This is a genomic window from Rhodococcus sp. MEB032 (assembly GCF_030208925.1).
Taxonomy (GTDB): Bacteria; Actinomycetota; Actinomycetes; order Mycobacteriales; family Mycobacteriaceae; genus Rhodococcus_F; species Rhodococcus_F qingshengii.
The window spans coordinates 48477-64603 of record NZ_JARVSY010000039.1 but is presented as its reverse complement, the minus strand read 5'-3'; the positions used below and the strand labels follow the sequence as shown (position 1 = coordinate 64603).

General features: G+C 64.6%; 12 protein-coding genes. 7 read left to right on the top strand and 5 right to left on the bottom strand.

Annotation, left to right across the window (positions count from 1 at the left end; translation table 11 throughout):
• Positions 1-26 precede the first annotated feature (26 nt).
• From QRN54_RS29015 to QRN54_RS28995, 5 genes are all read right to left on the bottom strand, one after another.
• Positions 27-683, bottom strand: coding sequence for a DUF8176 domain-containing protein (locus QRN54_RS29015; RefSeq protein ID WP_054187065.1), 657 nt, complete (start codon positions 681-683; stop codon positions 27-29).
• Positions 684-789: 106 nt separating this feature from the next.
• On the bottom strand, positions 790-2019 hold the full coding sequence (locus QRN54_RS29010; protein WP_054187066.1) for a hypothetical protein: 1230 nt from the start codon (positions 2017-2019) through the stop codon (positions 790-792).
• A 75-nt stretch (positions 2020-2094) separates the two neighbouring features.
• Positions 2095-3429: a ParA family protein gene (locus tag QRN54_RS29005; protein ID WP_054187067.1), complete on the bottom strand. Its 1335-nt coding sequence runs from the start codon at positions 3427-3429 to the stop codon at positions 2095-2097.
• Positions 3429-3785, bottom strand: a complete 357-nt coding sequence (locus tag QRN54_RS29000) for a hypothetical protein (protein ID WP_054187068.1) — start codon at positions 3783-3785, stop codon at positions 3429-3431. Before QRN54_RS29000 ends, QRN54_RS29005 begins: the two co-directional genes overlap by 1 nt.
• Positions 3786-3840: 55 nt before the next feature.
• On the bottom strand, positions 3841-5943 hold the full coding sequence (locus tag QRN54_RS28995; RefSeq protein WP_054187069.1) for an FtsK/SpoIIIE domain-containing protein: 2103 nt from the start codon (positions 5941-5943) through the stop codon (positions 3841-3843).
• Between the two features lie 1257 nt (positions 5944-7200).
• Here QRN54_RS28995 and QRN54_RS28990 point away from each other — a divergent pair.
• The 7 genes from QRN54_RS28990 to QRN54_RS28960 are packed head-to-tail and all read left to right on the top strand — an operon-like array spanning position 7201 to position 16086.
• Complete coding sequence (locus QRN54_RS28990; protein WP_054187071.1) at positions 7201-7527, top strand: hypothetical protein; 327 nt, start codon at positions 7201-7203, stop codon at positions 7525-7527.
• Positions 7528-7568: 41 nt separating this feature from the next.
• Entirely contained in the window at positions 7569-7967 is a 399-nt protein-coding gene (locus QRN54_RS28985; RefSeq protein WP_054187072.1) for a hypothetical protein, read from the top strand.
• On the top strand, positions 7964-11011 hold the full coding sequence (locus tag QRN54_RS28980) for an ATP-binding protein (RefSeq protein ID WP_054187073.1): 3048 nt from the start codon (positions 7964-7966) through the stop codon (positions 11009-11011). The genes QRN54_RS28985 and QRN54_RS28980 overlap by 4 nt, the downstream gene beginning before the upstream one ends.
• Positions 11008-13113: a hypothetical protein gene (locus QRN54_RS28975; RefSeq protein ID WP_232318995.1), complete on the top strand. Its 2106-nt coding sequence runs from the start codon at positions 11008-11010 to the stop codon at positions 13111-13113. Before QRN54_RS28980 ends, QRN54_RS28975 begins: the two co-directional genes overlap by 4 nt.
• Entirely contained in the window at positions 13113-13931 is an 819-nt protein-coding gene (locus QRN54_RS28970) for a hypothetical protein (protein WP_054187074.1), read from the top strand. Before QRN54_RS28975 ends, QRN54_RS28970 begins: the two co-directional genes overlap by 1 nt.
• A complete protein-coding gene (locus tag QRN54_RS28965; protein WP_054187075.1) occupies positions 13928-15502 on the top strand; it encodes a peptidoglycan DD-metalloendopeptidase family protein in 1575 nt (524 codons plus the stop codon). Before QRN54_RS28970 ends, QRN54_RS28965 begins: the two co-directional genes overlap by 4 nt.
• Complete coding sequence (locus QRN54_RS28960) at positions 15499-16086, top strand: hypothetical protein (protein ID WP_054187076.1); 588 nt, start codon at positions 15499-15501, stop codon at positions 16084-16086. Before QRN54_RS28965 ends, QRN54_RS28960 begins: the two co-directional genes overlap by 4 nt.
• Positions 16087-16127: the final 41 nt, after the last annotated feature.

The window sequence follows — 16127 nt, the reverse complement described above, 5'->3', positions numbered from 1 at the left end:
CTTGGCGAGTGAGGAACTGGTGCTGGTTAATTGATGACGTCGACGAACCAACGACCGTCGAGTTCTTTGGCGGTGATGGTCTGTGGGAACTGTGCGGGCGGCTGGCCGGGACGCATTTCGGTGAGAGCAACGGAGTAGATACCGGCCGAGATCGGTGTGATGCGCACGCAGTGGGTGGTCCCTGTTGGGACGGTGTCGATTCCGGCTTGGATCTTCTCCTTCGATGGCAGGGAGGTGTCGGGGGTGGTGAGTGCGCGGACGGCTGTTCCGGAGCGGGTGACGTAGTAGGCGTGCTCGAAGGCTGCGATGACTCCGGGGCCGCTTTTCTGGTCGCCGGGGTCGGTGCGGCATGCGGTCGGATCGGTTTCAGCAGCGGCGGGAGCGGGCGGGGTGATGTCGAGGGTAGTTGCCGTTTCCGAGGTGTCTGTCTCGTCGGCGATTCTTTCCTGTGCACTCTCGTCGCTGCCGGAGAGGAGATGCAGAACGAACCAACCGAGCAGCGCGACCGCGACAATCAAGGCAGCGACGTAACGCAGGCGGGGCGATCGGAAATCCCTCTCGGGCGGACGCTTCGGCGCTGGCGGAGGCGTGGGCGCGGTAACTGTTGTGGCCGTGTCCTCGCCTGCGCCGTGGGGCGTGCCGCCGAGTAGGTCGATCACTGCGGGGTGCCTTGTCGTCTTCATCGCTGTCGTCCCTTCGGTGCTCACGCCTGGTTCTGCAGTGACGCATGGACAAGTTCAGGGTGGGCGGCGCCTTGCCGCCCGCCCTGAACGACTCTGATCATGCGGGCTATGCCGGAATACCCGCGCCGACTGCGTCGCTGATCAGCGAGGACGCCAGGCCCGGGGTCGCGTTGGTGAGGAAGTCCGTGAGTGCGGTGTCGACGTGTTCGATGATCTGCTCGCCTCCGGGCTGTCCGGCGACGAAGTCGCGGGCCTGCTGGTCGATCGCAGGGGCCGTCGCGACGGTGTCGCGGACAGTGGTGGCCACGGCCTCACCGATGGGGCCGGAGTTCTCCCAGTCGGTGAGCGTGTCCTGTGTCTGGCCGGTGACGGCGGGTTGGTCGACGTCGGGGACCTCGATTTCGACGGGTTCGCCGAGTTCGCCTGCGCCGTATGCGACGGCTGCGGTGAATCCTGCTATTCCTCCGCCGAGGCCGCCGAGGACGAATGCGGGGGCGCCGGCGAGGAGGGCGCCCGTACCGGCGCCGACGGCGGTTCCTGCGAGGCCGCCTGCTACCCAGCCGATTCCGGGGACGAAGACGTTGCCCAGTCCGAGTCCGATGTTTCCTCCGACGGTGCCGCCGGTCAGCGCTCCTCCGATGGCGAACGGGGTCGCGAGGCCGATTCCTCCGGCGAGCGCTCCGGCGGCGGCTCCGCCGACTTGGGTGGCGGCGTCGCGGCTGGCTTTGTCGACGGGGACGCCGAGGGAGCTCCAGCCGGTGGCGACTCGGGATTCGATGATGGCGGTGGTGTTGTTGGTCCGTTCGAGGTCGACGTCGGTGACCCAGTTCGGTTGTGCGATGTGGAAGGTTCCGATGCGGAGGGTGTCGCGGGGGGCGATGATCGGTGCGACGACGTCGACGGGGCCGGGGAGATGGAGTTGGGTGTAGTCGGTCGGTGTGGTGTCGGTGTAGGTGGGTGGTGTGTAGGTGTTGGTGTCGTAGTCCCAGTTCGGTAGCGGCTGGTAGTCGATGTGCTGGTATTGCGCGGGTGGGTCGATCCAGTAGATGGGCTCGGTGGCGGCTGAAGCTTCTGTGGCCGGCGGCGGGGTGGGTTCGGTGGTCACGCCGGACTGTCCGGCGCCGTCGGTAATGCCCGCTTGCCCTCCTCCGTCGGTGATGCCGGCTTGCCCGGGCGCTGCGATTGCCGGTGGTGCGAGCGTAATTCCGGCGGCCACTGCTGCGGCAGCGATGACGGTGATGGTGCTCTGACGGGCGAGGGTGCGGCGGCGGTGTCGGCCGTGCCGGTGTGCGCGGCGGGTCGCTCGGTTTCCTGCGGTGGTGTCGATGATGCTCATGTGGTGCCTTTCGTTCAGGAGGGTGCGGATGGGTGCAAGGAGGAGCGCCGGTGTGCGGCGACGGCAGATGATGGGTCAGTCAGCGGCGTGGGCGATGAGATCGATGACGGTCGCGGCGACGACGGTCAGGGCTTCGGTGGTGCTACGCCGGAGCTTCGAGGTCGCGATGCGCTCGCCGGAGGCGAAGAGAGGTTCGAACGGCATCCGGGCGACCGAATGGACTCCGGCGTCGAGAAAGGCGTCGACAGCGTCGATTTCGACCATCGGTGCATCTCCCGGTCCGTCGGTGATGACGACGATGGTGCGAGCCATCATCGCCCGGCCCGCGGTGGCGGTGAGGTCGAGGAGCATGCGGTGCGCCGCTGCTGCGGCGTCGCGGCGGAGCGGTACCGGTACGAGGAGGACGTCCGCGTGGATGGTTGCCCAGTGCCAGCTGCCGGCGAGGCGGTTGTTGCCGGTGTCGGCGATGAGGATCTCGCGGTGCTGGGACAAGATCTGCGCCGCGGCGTGGGCGTCGTCGTAGCCGAGACTGGATCCGTGGGCGCCGTTGTTGCCGGCGACGATGTCGTCCCCGCCTGGTTGGCGGGTGAGGTACTGCGAGAGCGCCGAGGGTCGGATGCTTCCGGGCTCGGCTGCCTCGGCGGCGAGCAGTGAACGCACGTCGTGTCCGTCGCGGGGTGGGATGCTGACGCGGTCGGCGAGGCTGCCGCCGACATCGGCGACGTCGACGCAGACCGTGGTTGCGGCGCCGCGGTGTTCGGCGATGATCGCGTTCAGCCCTACAGCGAGTGGGGTTTTGCCGACGCCGCCTTTCGGGTTGGCGATCGTCACGATCGAGAACCCCGGGAGGGGGCCGGTGAGGGATGCGATGGCGGCGCGGTGGCGCATTTCGGCGGACTCGGGTTTCGGGGCGACCCGGAGGTTGAGGAGGGTGTTGAGCCGCCCTCGTAGTCCGGTGCGGGCGGGTTCGTGCGAGCCTGCCGCGATCTCGGGTGCTGCGAGCACTGATGTCGAGGTCGGTGTGCGCGCCGCGGGGACTGGTTGGGCATGAGTGTCTACTCCCTCGGGTGGCGGTGAGTCGACGAGGGGTGTCACCGCCATTGTGACCGGTTCGTCGACATGATGATCCGGCTGCGTCTGTGGTGTGTCGGCGGGTGTGGGGATGGGTCCGGTGGGCAACGATTGCGCCACCTTCCCGTCCGGTGCGACGGTGAGTTGGCGGGAGCGGCCTGCTTCCTGCACGGTGACCTCGACGGGTGAGCCTGCGTCGGCGGAGTGTTGTCGGCTGAACTGTGCGATCACCGAGTGGATGGACTGCCCGTTATCGGCGGACAGTTCCACTTTCTCGTCCCCTGCCCCGCTCACGAGTGCGGTTCGCTCGGAGGTGATTTCGATGGCAAGGGTCGACATCACGCGGTGGTTCCGGTGAAGGCTCCGACGCCGGAGAGTTCGGTGTCCATTTCGAGGACGATGGTGTCGGCTTTGTCGAGGGCGGCCAGGGCGTCGTCGCGGGCTGTGCCGTCGGGGAGTACTTCGATGATCTGGCGGCGGGTGGCGACGGCTCTTTTGATTTCGTCGAGCCGCGGAGCGGTCAGTTCCTGGTCTTCGCTGAGTTTCGGTAGCCATGAGGGGATGGCGTTTTTGAGGACGCGGCGTAGTTCGGTGATGACGGGGTCGCCGCCGCCTTTGGGGGCTGCGAAGGGGTTGCGCAGCACGGTGATGTCGTCGGCGGTGGGGGTGATCGATTGGGAGATGCGGCGGCTCATGGGTGGACCTTTCGAGTGAGGGTTGTGCAGGTGTCAGCGAAGTCGGGTCGCGGGGTCAGGGCGCGGGTGCGGTGGTGTCGGGTTCGGGGAGCAGGACGACTTCGTGGGGTCCGTAGGTGATGTGGTTCTTGACCCGTCCGGCGCTGTGGAAGGTCAGGGTGGTTTCGGTGACGGTGCCGCTGTCTTTGTCTCGGATGACGGTGACCGCGGCGACGGTCACGGGGTGTTCGTTGCCGCGACTGTCGTCGACGAGGACGGTCATTCCTTCGGTGACCGCGGCGGCGGGTATCGCGTCGGCGAAGTTGTCGCCGGCATCGGCGGCGGGGGTGTCGTCGTGGTGGCCGAGGACGGTGGGCTCGGGAGCTCGGCCGTAGGCACGGGCCGCGACGGCGACGGAGCGTTCGGATTCGATGAAGTGGCGCAGTTCGGTCGAGTAGAACGCGATGTGCGGTTCCTGCTGGGGCCGTAGCCCGTCGATGATCTTCTTCTCCGAGTCCGAGAGCTGGTTCCATTTGTTGGGGTGCGGGTCGACGTTCGGTGTCCACCACATCTGCGCATCGACGGGCACGCCGTCGTTGCCGAGGGCGACTCCGCGGCCGGGGACGGAGGTGTCGATCTCGCGGCCGATCTGCGAGTCGCCCCACAGCATCATCGCGCCGTCCTGCGAGAGGTTGCCGAGGGAGATACGGGTGCCGAAGTTGTCGCGCGCGTTGCCCGAGGCGCCGCCGAAGAGGGACGCGTCAGGTCGTTGCACACCGAGCAGGAGCCGGATACCGGCCGAGCGTGCGAGGACGGCGAGATCGGCCCACGCCCCGAGTGGGTCGAGTTCTTTGAGGAGATCGCGGGTTTCGTCGTCACCGGTTTTGGCGAGGCGCTGCCATTTGCCGGAGAGGATGAAGAACTCGTCGAGGACGGCGATCAGGAGAGGAAGTTGGGACGGCTCGATCTTCTTCACGTGAACGTAGTGGTTGCGGGCCATCATTTCGCTGTGCAGGGCACGCACGAGCATCGCGGAGCGGACGGCGTCGTAGACGATGGCGGCGCACCCGGGGTAGCCCTCGAGTCCGTCGAGTTCGATCATTTTCGGGTCCACGCCCAGGAACGGGATTCCTCGTCGCGATGCTTCGGTGAGCAGGGTGCGGATCACCGAAGTCTTGCCGCCGCCGGTGGGTCCGACGATCAGGCAGTGAGGTTTGTTCGACTTGGTGGAGATGTCCCAGAACATATTCACCTCCGATGCGGCCGTCGCGTAGGGCAGGTGGCGCAGGTTCTCGTCGACGAGTTCGAGAGGGTGATCGACACGGGTCGGCAGTGGGGCGCGCAGGCTCATCAGGAGGTAGCCCTCGGCGGGACACCAGTCGGTGGCCCAGGTACGGCCGGATTCGTGCTCGCCGGCGAGGGCGGCGAGGGCTTCGTCGACCTTCTTCTGGAATCCGCGTGCTCCGCTGGAGAGGGTGGGTGTGAAGGTGATCTTGAAGGCGGTTTCCACGTCGCCGTCGAGCGCGGCGACGCTCACGGCCGGCTCTTTCAGCGGTCCGTCTTTGAGGGAGTTCGCCAGTGCCTTGTGCCGCGGTGATTGGAGGTCGGGTTGAGTCAGTGTGCGGGTGATGCGGATCCGGTCGCGGTGGGCGTCGTGGACGACGGTGTAGGTCCACTTGCTGGTGCGCCTGCTCGCGGAAGCCCGGACTGCGGTGGTGAATTCGTCGAGCTCTTTCGGACGGATGATGGCGCCGCGCGCAAGGGTGATGGTGGCGCTGCGCAGGGTGGTGATGCCGGGCGGGTATCCGATGGTGATTTTGATCGGGGTGTGGCGGGTGCTTTGCCGGATTTGGGCGTCGAGTCCGGCGCGGTGACGGTGGGTGAGGAACCGTGCGATATCGCAGGCGAACAGGCCGAGTGTGAGGGCGGCGAGGGGGCACCGATACTCGTGGACTGCGGAGACTGCGGTGTCGAGCTGTGGGTTCGAGAATTGTTCGGTGAGTTTGAGGAGCCGCGGCGCGAGAAACGCGAGTGTTGTTGCGATGACGGCGAAAGGTGCCCACTCCCTGTACGGGCGGATGGCGGACTCCCCCGCCTGGTTTGTTCGCGCGTGGGGTTTGTCGGATCCGAAGAGGTCGACGAGAAAGTCTTTGAGCGGGTCCTGCCGGCTTCTGCTCACCGTCTACTCCTCTCACTCGAATCCAGTCCACGACGGTCGTCGCTGGGGTGTGTGGGGTGCACTGTCACAGAGCGTGGGAAGCGATCTCAACCCGCCTGTGGATAACTTGTTTCGAGGGTGCGTGCGTCACATGTCCCGAGCGGTGATACCGGGGCGCGATAGACACCCATCGCCTCTACCCGCGGCTGGTTCTGGTTGTGGTGCTGCGCATTACCGATCGCAGGACCCGCGATGACATCGCTGATGCACCGTTTGGGGACTTGTTCAACGACCTACGTCACGGGCCCGAGGACGATGTGCATCTCGGGTGGTTTGTGCCTTCCTGCGCCCCTGTTCGCGGACCCCTTTCAGGCTCTCGAACGTCTCGCTTCGTGAGGTACGGAACCCGGTGTACGAACGGCCGAGAACGGTGTGGACGATACCGCGGCAGGCGCCGCGCCACGATGATCCGGCGATACTCCGCATAGACCCCTGACCAGCAGTTGATTGAAATATGTTGGCGCGAAGCAATTTTGAGAAGTACACTCCCCCTAGGCCCGAAGGGCCGGGGGAGTGACCCCGAAGGGGAAGGGTGAATCGCCCCCCTGAATTCCACCTCTGTCTACACCCTCTGCAGGCACCCTCGATGCGGGACTGTTCGAGCATGGGGTGCGCGGCCTGCTGCGTGTGCGTGCTGAACACGCTGTGCATGCAGCGCATGCACATCACGCAGGAAGTGGGGACGAACGGTTCTTCGAACTTCTGATCATGGCCACGGCGCGGGTGCCTTGAGCAAGTTCCAGCAGGGGTGACTCGCACAGCTGGCGGACATGTTCCGAAAATGGTTCTGTGCCAGATTGTTCAGGCGGACGAAGGTCACGAAGCACAGCGAGGGAGATACGTGTCGATCTCCATGGTCTGCGGCGGGTTCGTCGACCATGCCCATTCACAGTTGTCTGCCACTCCGCTGAAGGAACGCTCCCGTCGGGATGTGGGAAGTCCCGGCGGACACCCCGCAATGAAGACCACGACGTAGACACGCCCACCCCACACTCGAGGTCGTTCCCGCGATCGCCGAGAGATCCCCCGACGGGTGAATCGCGACACCTGAACGCACCCGACACGGACGACACGCGCTCGCGCTAACCGACCGGCGCATCACCCGCGGGGCCGAAAAGTTATCCACAGGTTGCATTGAAATTCCTGCCACCACTCTTCTACGTTTCCGCGCAACCACATTCGTGGGGTCTGGTTTCACCACTGTGTTGGAGAGTGCTCATGTTTTCTCTTGCTTCCACCGTGATCGACGTGTCGATCCCGGCGACGCATCCACCGCTCACCGCCGATGCGGTGACCCTCGCGCAGTCGACGGACGTCAATACCGGTGGTCTGCGCGCGTGGATCAAGGACAACATCGTCTTCACCATCCTCATCGCCCTCGCGTGTGTGGTTCTCGCCGGTGGGCTCAAGGGCAATTTGTCGCGGGTCTTCACCGTCGGTGGACTCGGGTTGTTCGGGCTTGCCTACCTCGGTATTGCGACATCGGAATCGGCGGCCACGGGGATCGGCAATTGGATTCTCGGGCTCGTCGGTATCTCGACCTGACCGCCGATGCCTGCGCAGAGACCATTCGAAGGGGATGCTCGGTGATCGACAACGACGACCTGATGTACCGCGTGGACCGGCACTACCTCGGTCCGACCGGTTATCCACTGCCCATGCGGATCCGCTACACGGCCGGCATCGTCGGCGTGGTTGCTTTCGTGGCGGTGTTCGTGATCGGTCGCGGAATTCTGCACGTCCCGCTCGGGTTCAAATCGCTGATGGTGATGGCCGTCATCACGGTGTGGCTTACGACCCGGATCGCGAAGTTCGTCACCCCGGACCGCCCACTCCGCTCGGTTCTCAAGGCCGCCCTCAACGACCTCGTTGCACCGCGCCCACCGAAGCGCGGTGCACCCGTGTTCATCTCGCTACCCGAGCGGTTGACTACAGGAGAACGTGCCGTCGTACCTGTTCGCCTCGACGGTGAGGATCACCGATGACGTTTCCCGAGAACGACATTGCGGCTCTGTTCGATCCGAAGCTCGACGACCCGGTTCCGGTCATTCCTCCCGGTGCCCTCCCACCGTCGTGGGCAGCCGTGCAGTCACATTCTCCGCAACCGGCGCGTGCGTGGTCCGAAGCCGAACCTGCACACACTCCGGATGGTTCTGAACACGACCACGGCGAGAACGACATCGACGGCCACACCTCCCCTGCAACCGATCCGGACCACGTCGCAAACAAAGCGCTCGGCCGTCAGCGTCGCCGCACAGGCGAAAAACGGGCAAAGTCGGCAACAGATCGAGACAAGGCCGCAGCGAAGAAACGTGCAGACCGCGAACAAAAAGCGGTACTCCTGAATCTGACCGGCACATCAGCGAACATCACCCGCACCGCGGCCACCTCCACTGCATGGTTCGTCCAACGCCAGGGGCCGTGGAATTTCCGCACCACCGGAAAGCAGCGCCGCTTCATCCAGGACGAAGCGATCATCCTGACCAATCTGCAGAAGGCCGGCGTCAACAAGGTGCATCGCCGCCTCGTGCGCACCCCGTTCCCCGTCGCACAGTGGGCGATCGATCACGACACGTGGGCCACCCCGATTCCCGATGTTCCCGGCGCATTGTCATGGGCGGACTACCTGCGCGGGCAGCAGCATGCGATGTTGTGGTCCAACGCGACGATCAAAGGCCGCTACTGGGGTATCGAACTGCCGCAACGCTCCTCACTCGGCCAGGGGTTGGACTGGACCGCCCGGATGCTGCGCCACCTCGCTCACTGGCCACTGCTGGGCAGAGTGTGCACGGGGGTGAACAGCTGGGCCGACGACGCCTTCGACCGGGAGCAGAAGGCCCTTGCCGATCACCTCGCCACACTCGAACGAATCATGTCCGGCCGCGGTGTGAAAGCAACCCCGGCCACCCCGGCCGCGATCGACTACTTGCTGCGCCGATCAGCGACCATCGGTCTACCGCTGGAAGCTGGCGGTGCGATCGCCGGCGCCGGAGACTGGGAAGAAACCGACGTCGCTGCCCTGGAAGATCTCACCGACCTCTCCCTCACCCCAGGCGACGGGTACACCACCGTCTCCGGCGTCGTCGACGGCCGCAAGTACACCGGCGTGGTGATCGTGCTGACGATCGGCCGCATGGCTCCCCTACCGATTCCGGAACGGATGTTGCCGTGGCAGATCATCGGCGATCCGTCCGGTGAACCTCTCGAATGGTCCGATCGCATCGAGCTGCACGACAAAGCGAAAACGATCCGCACCATGCGCTCGCTGACCGGCAAGATCGAATCGCAGTTCGACCACTACACCGTCGAACACGATCAGGTCCCGCCGAAAGAGTTGGCGGAGCAGCACGCCCGCGCACAGGACGTGATCTCCGACGTCGAAGAAGACCATTCCGGACTCTCTACTCGAACCACCGGGTGGTACCGCCTCGCGGTGGTCGGCACCGACCCCGACGATGCGCGGCAGAAAGTCTCCGATCTTCAAGAGATGTACTCCCCGCACATCGCGCTCGAACAAGAGCACGGCCAATACCAGTTGCTGCGCGAGTTCATACCTGGTGAGCCGCAAGCCAACATCGCCAACAGACGACACATGGATGTCGAAGCAGTCGCCGCCGGGATGGCGACCGTCAGTGACCGGATCGGTGACCGCCGCGGTGTCGTACTGGGCGAGACCGGATCCATCTCGCCGCGCCCGGTGATCTGGGACCTGTTCGCTGCGCACGAGATCAAGCACAAGTCCGGTCTGACACCGATCGTCGCCGTACCCGGTTCGGGTAAGACGTTCCTGGCCGGCATGATCGTCTACCAAGCCGTCAGAGCCGGCGCGTACGGCGTCGTCCTCGACCCCTCCGGTCCGCTCGCAGCGTTGGCCGGTCTACCGGAGTTTCGTGACATCGCCCGCGTCTACGCCCTCACCGGTCGCGATTCACGCGCTGGCGCCTTGAACCCGTACCGCGTGATCACCGATCCACGTCGCGATGATCCCGAGTACGACGCCCGCAACGTCGAGTTCGCCCGGGATGCAGATCCGTTCGCGGCGGCGCAGTCGAAGTTCGATGCGGATATGCGTGCAGCTGCCGCCGAGCGTGTCGAGGTCGCCGTCTCGGTGCTCAAGATGATGCTTACCGAACGGCATCTGCATCTCGAGCACACCGAACCCGTGCTGCATATGGCCGCGAACATGGTCGGCGGCGACAGCAACCACAATCTCCGAGAGGTGTTGGCCGCGATCCAATCGATCGGAGTGAGCGATCCGGACCAGGCCGTCAAAACGTGCGCGCACGGGTTGTACCAGCAGCTCAGTTTGATGTCGGAGCTGACCGAGGCGCGTGTGTTGTTCCCGGAGGAGGGCACGATCGGCAGTGGAGCGGATGCGTTCGATGCCGACATCCGTCTGACGATCTTGACGATGCCGGGCCTGCAGCTACCGCCCGAAGGCACGCCGTCCTCGCAGTGGACACCGCAGCAACGGATGACGGCGCCGTTGATGCACATGGCCGCGTGGCTGGCGAACAGGCTCGTCTACGAAAAGCCTCGCCACGTGCGCAAGGTGCTCTTCCTCGACGAAAACAAATACCTCGAATCCACTGGCGCCGGCCGCACCCTCAACCTCCGAATCGCGCGCGACTCACGCAAATTCAAGGTCCGTGCCCTGGTCTGCTCGCAGCTTCCGGATGATTTCCTCGGATTGGACGGCAGCGACGACAAAACCGCCCTGACCTATGAGGTGTTCGTCGGTGACGTCGGCGGTGATCTGCATGCAATCGAAGGCGCGCTGAAACTGCTCAAACTTCCCACTGGGCAAGGGTTCGAGCAGTTCCTCGCTGAACTGGGCAGCGGCGGTGAGGACACTCTCGACGAGGACACCGACACCTCGTATCAGGACGAAGCGCGGCGCTGGATGATCCGGATGGCCGACGACGTGGAGCTGGTGCGTTCGAGCTGGATTCACTACGTGCATCTCGCGCATGTGTTCACGGCGCTGAATTCTTCGTCGGCGAAGAACGCGCTCGGCGGCGCCGCATGAATACCCGCGGAGGGATCAGAGCGCCCTCGGCGGAACTGGATGAAGTAATCCATCGCAGATCGCGAGTTCGGGCGCTGACCGTCAATCTGGCGCGGGTTCTCGCCGTTCTGGCGTTGGTGCTTGTGTCCCTCCTCGCCCTGGGTGGGCCGATCGCATCGGCCGGCGGATTCGACTGCAAAGACGTCCCCTCCCCCGAGTTCCCGAACTCAGTGATGGCTGCCGAGTTCGATTCCTCGAGCAAAGACCGCGAACCGAAACAGGGCGGCACCGGCTACGAAACCTACGGGTGGGCCGGGTTGCGCTGGTACACCTACGACCTCGGCTGCGGCAACGACCTGGTCCGCGCACCGGACGCAGTCGCGGACACCACCCTGGGCAACACGTTCCTCGCGATCGGCAAGGGATTCGCTGCTGCAGCGTTCTGGCTCGACGACCAGACGAAGACCGGGCCAGTTTCAGAAGAGGCAGGGATTGCCCCGGCGATGGTGCAGTTCGATCAGATCGTCGCCTCGATCTCCAACGGGATGCTCGGTGTCTACGGAACGTGGCTGGGTGTGGCTTTGATGGTGGTCGCGACGATCATCATCTGGAACGCCCTCAAATCGAATGCCGCGGCCGTGACCCGCACCGTCGCGATCGCCGGCGCTGCAATGGCGATCGGAGCACTGTTCGTCGGCGCACCGCAAAAGGCCATCCAGGTCGCCGACGACACCTTCGGCTCGGTCATCACCGACACACAAGGTCAGATGTTGTCCGTGTCCGGAAACACCGGAGACCCCCGCAATGTGCTGATCGACAAGATCTTCCTCGACGACTGGCGCAAGGGATGGTTCGGCGCGAATTTCAACGACACGGAACTGCAACTTGGACCGAAGCTCCGCGACACCCTGGCATTTTCGTACGCGGAGCAGCGAGAAGTGGCCGGCGACAACGAAGCCGCGAGCGAGCTGGCAGACACGAAAGCGAAAGACTTTCAAGAAGGCATCATCGACAAACTCGACGGATTGAACCTCTCGTACGGCCAGTTCCAGGGCAAGGACTCCGGACGCACCGGCACAGGGTGCATGGCGATGATCAAACTCGCCATGCCCTCCATCCTCTGGATCGGCGCATCCATCCTCAAACTCACTGCGCTACTAGCCATTCGACTCGCAATTCTCTTCGCACCGATCTGGGTTCCGATCGCCGCCGCACACGGCGGCACCCTCTCGCGCGTGTGCCGCATGATCGCCACCGCCTACATGTGGGGCGTGGCCGGCGCAGTCATCATCGCGCTGTACCTGATGGCGCTGGTCAAGCTGTACGACACCGACAACGGTCTCGTCGACGGCACGTGGCGGCTGTGGTTCACGGTCATCTTGACGGCGGTGTGCTGGTTCATCATGCGCCCGTTCAAACGGATGACTCAGACCTTCACCCAGAACCAAGCGGGCGCACTCAATCGCAAAGCTCGTCACGCGCAGACGTCGATGAAACAGAAGTTCTTCAAGGCCGGCAGCGCCGTCGTGAGCGGTCCCGCAGCGTCGATGGTCGAGGAAGGTGTCGGCGCGCTTCGGAAGGCGACCAAACGCGGCGGTGGCCTCGACAAGGATTCGGTGACACCAGTGCGTCCGGAAGGACGCGAGTTGAATCAGCGACGTCGCCACGAGGTCGACAAATCGCGCGTCGATGCACGCAAGACGATGGATCGCCAACAGCGTCTGACGGATTCACGCAAAAACGATGTGCGCCGCCGAAGCCTCGCCGGTACCGCGAAGAGTTCTACGGGCCTCAAGCGGCCCGTCGCCGATCACCCGCAAACCGCAGGTACCGCCGCCAATCGAGGCCAGGCACTCGCTCGCCAGTTGGTCGGAACCGAAGCCGGTTCGCCGCGCGGCTCTTCGTCGGTGAGTGAGACATGGGACGGAGGCCCGCGGTCGAGTATCGCGCCGATGAAGGTGTTCACACCGACCTCGCGGGATGTATCCACCGGGTCTACGACACCCCGTTCGGGTGCGGCGCGCTCGAACTCGTCGACTCCTCCGCGGTCGACGGCACGACTGTGGACGCCGTCGTTGACCTCAGCAGGCACTTCATCCGATTCGACCGACAGGTTCAGCTGATGCCTTCCAGCACAGCCAATCCCGTCCTAGCACCGATCCGGCGGTGGGTTCTCTATTCGCGCACCAATCTGACGATCACGGTCGTCTCTGCGTTCGGTGTGCTGTTCGTGGCGGGAGCAGTGTTCGGCCAGTCCCCGACCCCGTCGAACACTGCCTCCACCGCATCAACGACAGGAGCAGCGTCCGCGACCCCGGGCGATCTGAGCTACGAGTTGACCGAGGTGACCGAATCCTCTATTGCCGGCAAGTCGATCGCGTCGGTAGCCGAGAGCGCACCGGCGACAGCGATGGCCTACGCGCACGTCTACGTCGATCAGTCACTCTCGAACAGCGAATGGAAGACCAAGCTGGGCGTGCACACCTCCGAAGCGCCCGGCGTGGCGGTGGTCAATGCCCGCCCGCTCGTACCGGTCGCGATCATCGGCCCGACGCGTAGTGAGATCGTGGCCGGCACTGGCGGTGTGAGCGCGGTGCAGGTCATCGTCCCGACGCAGGCGGGGAATCTGCGGATCACCCTCAAAGTGTCGGGCACCGCCAAGGGTTCGACGTGGCAGGTCCAGAATCCATTGCCCACCCTGGACCGCGGCGAGATCGACAAGCTCGGCGCACCTTCCCTCGCGAGCACACCGACCTTGGAAGCTCCCACAACCACCACGACTCCGAAGTCGACGACCTCACCGAGCACTACCTCGCCCACGACGCCGACATCGTCCAGCTCGACCACTGTTCCCTCGGCGGACCTCGAACCGGCACCGGTTCCTGTTCCCGGCCCCATCCCGATTCCCGACCTCGACACACCGCTCCCAGGAACGCTGTGAGTCGCCGCCGTGCGGCGGTGGCCCTGATCGTCACCGCCGCCACCGCCGCGATCCTTGGGCTGTCCGGATGCACGCAGCAGCCGGTGATCCCCCACAACCGTTGCAGCGGAGACTCGTGGAGTGAGGGAGACGACAAAGCCACCTCGGCGACCGGCAACACCGAACTGAAAGCATCGGGGCCGATCACCCAGCCAACCAAGGACGGAACGACGACGTTCACGTCCCCGTTCGGGCCTCGTTGGGGAACCGAACACAAGGGCGTCGACTTCGCCGGCCCCGTCGGGACAGCGATCTACGCGGCGCTCGACGGCGTCGCGGTCAAGGCCGGGCCCACATCCGGGTTCGGGAACTGGATCGTGCTCGACTCGCTCGTCGACGGCAAACCCGTGAGCACCGTCTACGGCCACATGTTCGACGACGGTGTCCTCGTCACGGAAGGCCAGCAGGTCAAGGCCGGCGACCACATCGCGAACATCGGAAACAACGGCCAATCCACCGGCGCACACTTGCATTTCGAATACTGGGACGGAGGACGACTGCAGGGCGGAACCGCCGTCGATCCGATGACCAAGCTCGGCGGAGCGCCCTCCCCCGCCGGCGAAGTGGGCAGTGATTCTCCTGCCATCGAGCTGACCGCGTCGTCATCGTCGATCGACTGCGGCGGCTTCGGAGTGGCAGGTGGTGGCGATCTCAAAGCCGGTTCCGTTCCTCCGGAAATGGAACCGTGGTTCCGCAAAGCCGGATCGATCTGCCCCCAGATCAAGCCCTCACTGCTGGCGGCAGACGCGAAAGCCGAATCCGGCCTGGTCCGTGGACTGACCTCCGGCAGCGGAGCGCAAGGAACCACGCAGTTCATGCCGAGAACATTTGATTCTTACGGCCAGGACGACGACGGCAACGGCAAGATCTCGATCTGGGACGACGGGGATGCGATCATGGCTCAAGGCCGATACTTCTGCGCCATCGCGGCCCAGATCGACGGATGGATCGCCGACGGATCAGTCAAAGGCGATCCCAAATCGCTCTACATCGCTTCCTACAACGCAGGGGAAGGCGCGGTGAAGAATGCCGGAGGAATGCCCAGCGGCGGCGACTACACCACCCAGACACAGCCCTACGTCGCGAAAGTCCTTGCATACGAAGCAGAATTCGCTTTACCCGGTGGTAGCGGCGAACTCGTGATTTCGCCCGGTTCGGCGTCCGGATCCCAGGTCGTCGAAGCTGCCCGCCAATTCCTCGGCACCCCGTACGTCTGGGGCGGCGGCAACATCAACGGCACCACCGGCGGTGGATTCGACTGCTCCGGACTGACCAGCTACGCCATCTACAAGGGCAGCGGAAACAAGATCACCCTGCCCAGGACATCCGAACAGCAGTGGAACGTCGGAGTCGAGATTTCGATCGACCAAGCACAAGCCGGGGATCTGGTGTTCGGTTCGTGGGCCGGAACAGGTCCTGGCCACGTCGGCATCGCGATCGGCGGAGGCAAGATGATCCACGCCCCCACCACCGGGGACGTCGTCAAACAAGCGCCACTGCAGAGCGATATGAAAGCCAGGAGGGTTCTGTGAGCAACGCACGCAAGCTGGTTCTGCTCGCCGTCGCTGTCCTCCTCGTCGGGGGACTGGTGTACTTCCTCTCCTGCCGGGGCAACGAGACCGGAACCGCAACAGCCGAACAAGCCACACCAGCACCGGCGCCGCCGACCATTCCGCCGTCCCCGGACCCGACAACAATCGACATCACCGAAGATCCGGATACGGAGGCGGCCGAAAACATCGCTCGCCAGGCACTTTCCGTGGCGTTCACCTGGTACCCGGCAACGGACCGCAGCCCCACCGACGGATACGCACGCGCCCGCGAATGGTTCACCGACACCCTGGCACAGACCCTGCTCGTCGACAGGCACACCGAACGAGGCCCTGGAGCGCAATGGATCCAATGGGCCTCCGGCAACGCCAAAGTGGTCGCAGACGTAACGCTGGGATGCTCCGGCTGCCCACCCGACAGCGACGCACTCATCCACCGAGTCGCAAGCATCCACCAAACCGCAATCAACGAAAACAAAACCAGCACTGTCACAACGGATACCACGGTTTGGGTGACCCTCACCAAGGGTGGTGACCAGTGGCTCCTCGACACCATCCGCTACTGACCACCACTCCCAACCTTGGCTGCACGACAAAGGATTCGTAC

Excerpts from the sequence above, each read along its gene's own strand:
- QRN54_RS29015 (WP_054187065.1), bottom strand. The coding sequence starts at position 683 with ATGAAGACGACAAGGCACCCCGCAGTGATCGACCTACTCGGCGGCACG.
- QRN54_RS28990 (WP_054187071.1), top strand. The coding sequence starts at position 7,201 with ATGTTTTCTCTTGCTTCCACCGTGATCGACGTGTCGATCCCGGCGACG.
- QRN54_RS29010 (WP_054187066.1), bottom strand. The coding sequence starts at position 2,019 with ATGAGCATCATCGACACCACCGCAGGAAACCGAGCGACCCGCCGCGCA.
- QRN54_RS29000 (WP_054187068.1), bottom strand. The coding sequence starts at position 3,785 with ATGAGCCGCCGCATCTCCCAATCGATCACCCCCACCGCCGACGACATC.
- QRN54_RS29005 (WP_054187067.1), bottom strand. The coding sequence starts at position 3,429 with ATGTCGACCCTTGCCATCGAAATCACCTCCGAGCGAACCGCACTCGTG.
- QRN54_RS28980 (WP_054187073.1), top strand. The coding sequence starts at position 7,964 with ATGACGTTTCCCGAGAACGACATTGCGGCTCTGTTCGATCCGAAGCTC.
- QRN54_RS28970 (WP_054187074.1), top strand. The coding sequence starts at position 13,113 with ATGCCTTCCAGCACAGCCAATCCCGTCCTAGCACCGATCCGGCGGTGG.
- QRN54_RS28975 (WP_232318995.1), top strand. The coding sequence starts at position 11,008 with ATGAATACCCGCGGAGGGATCAGAGCGCCCTCGGCGGAACTGGATGAA.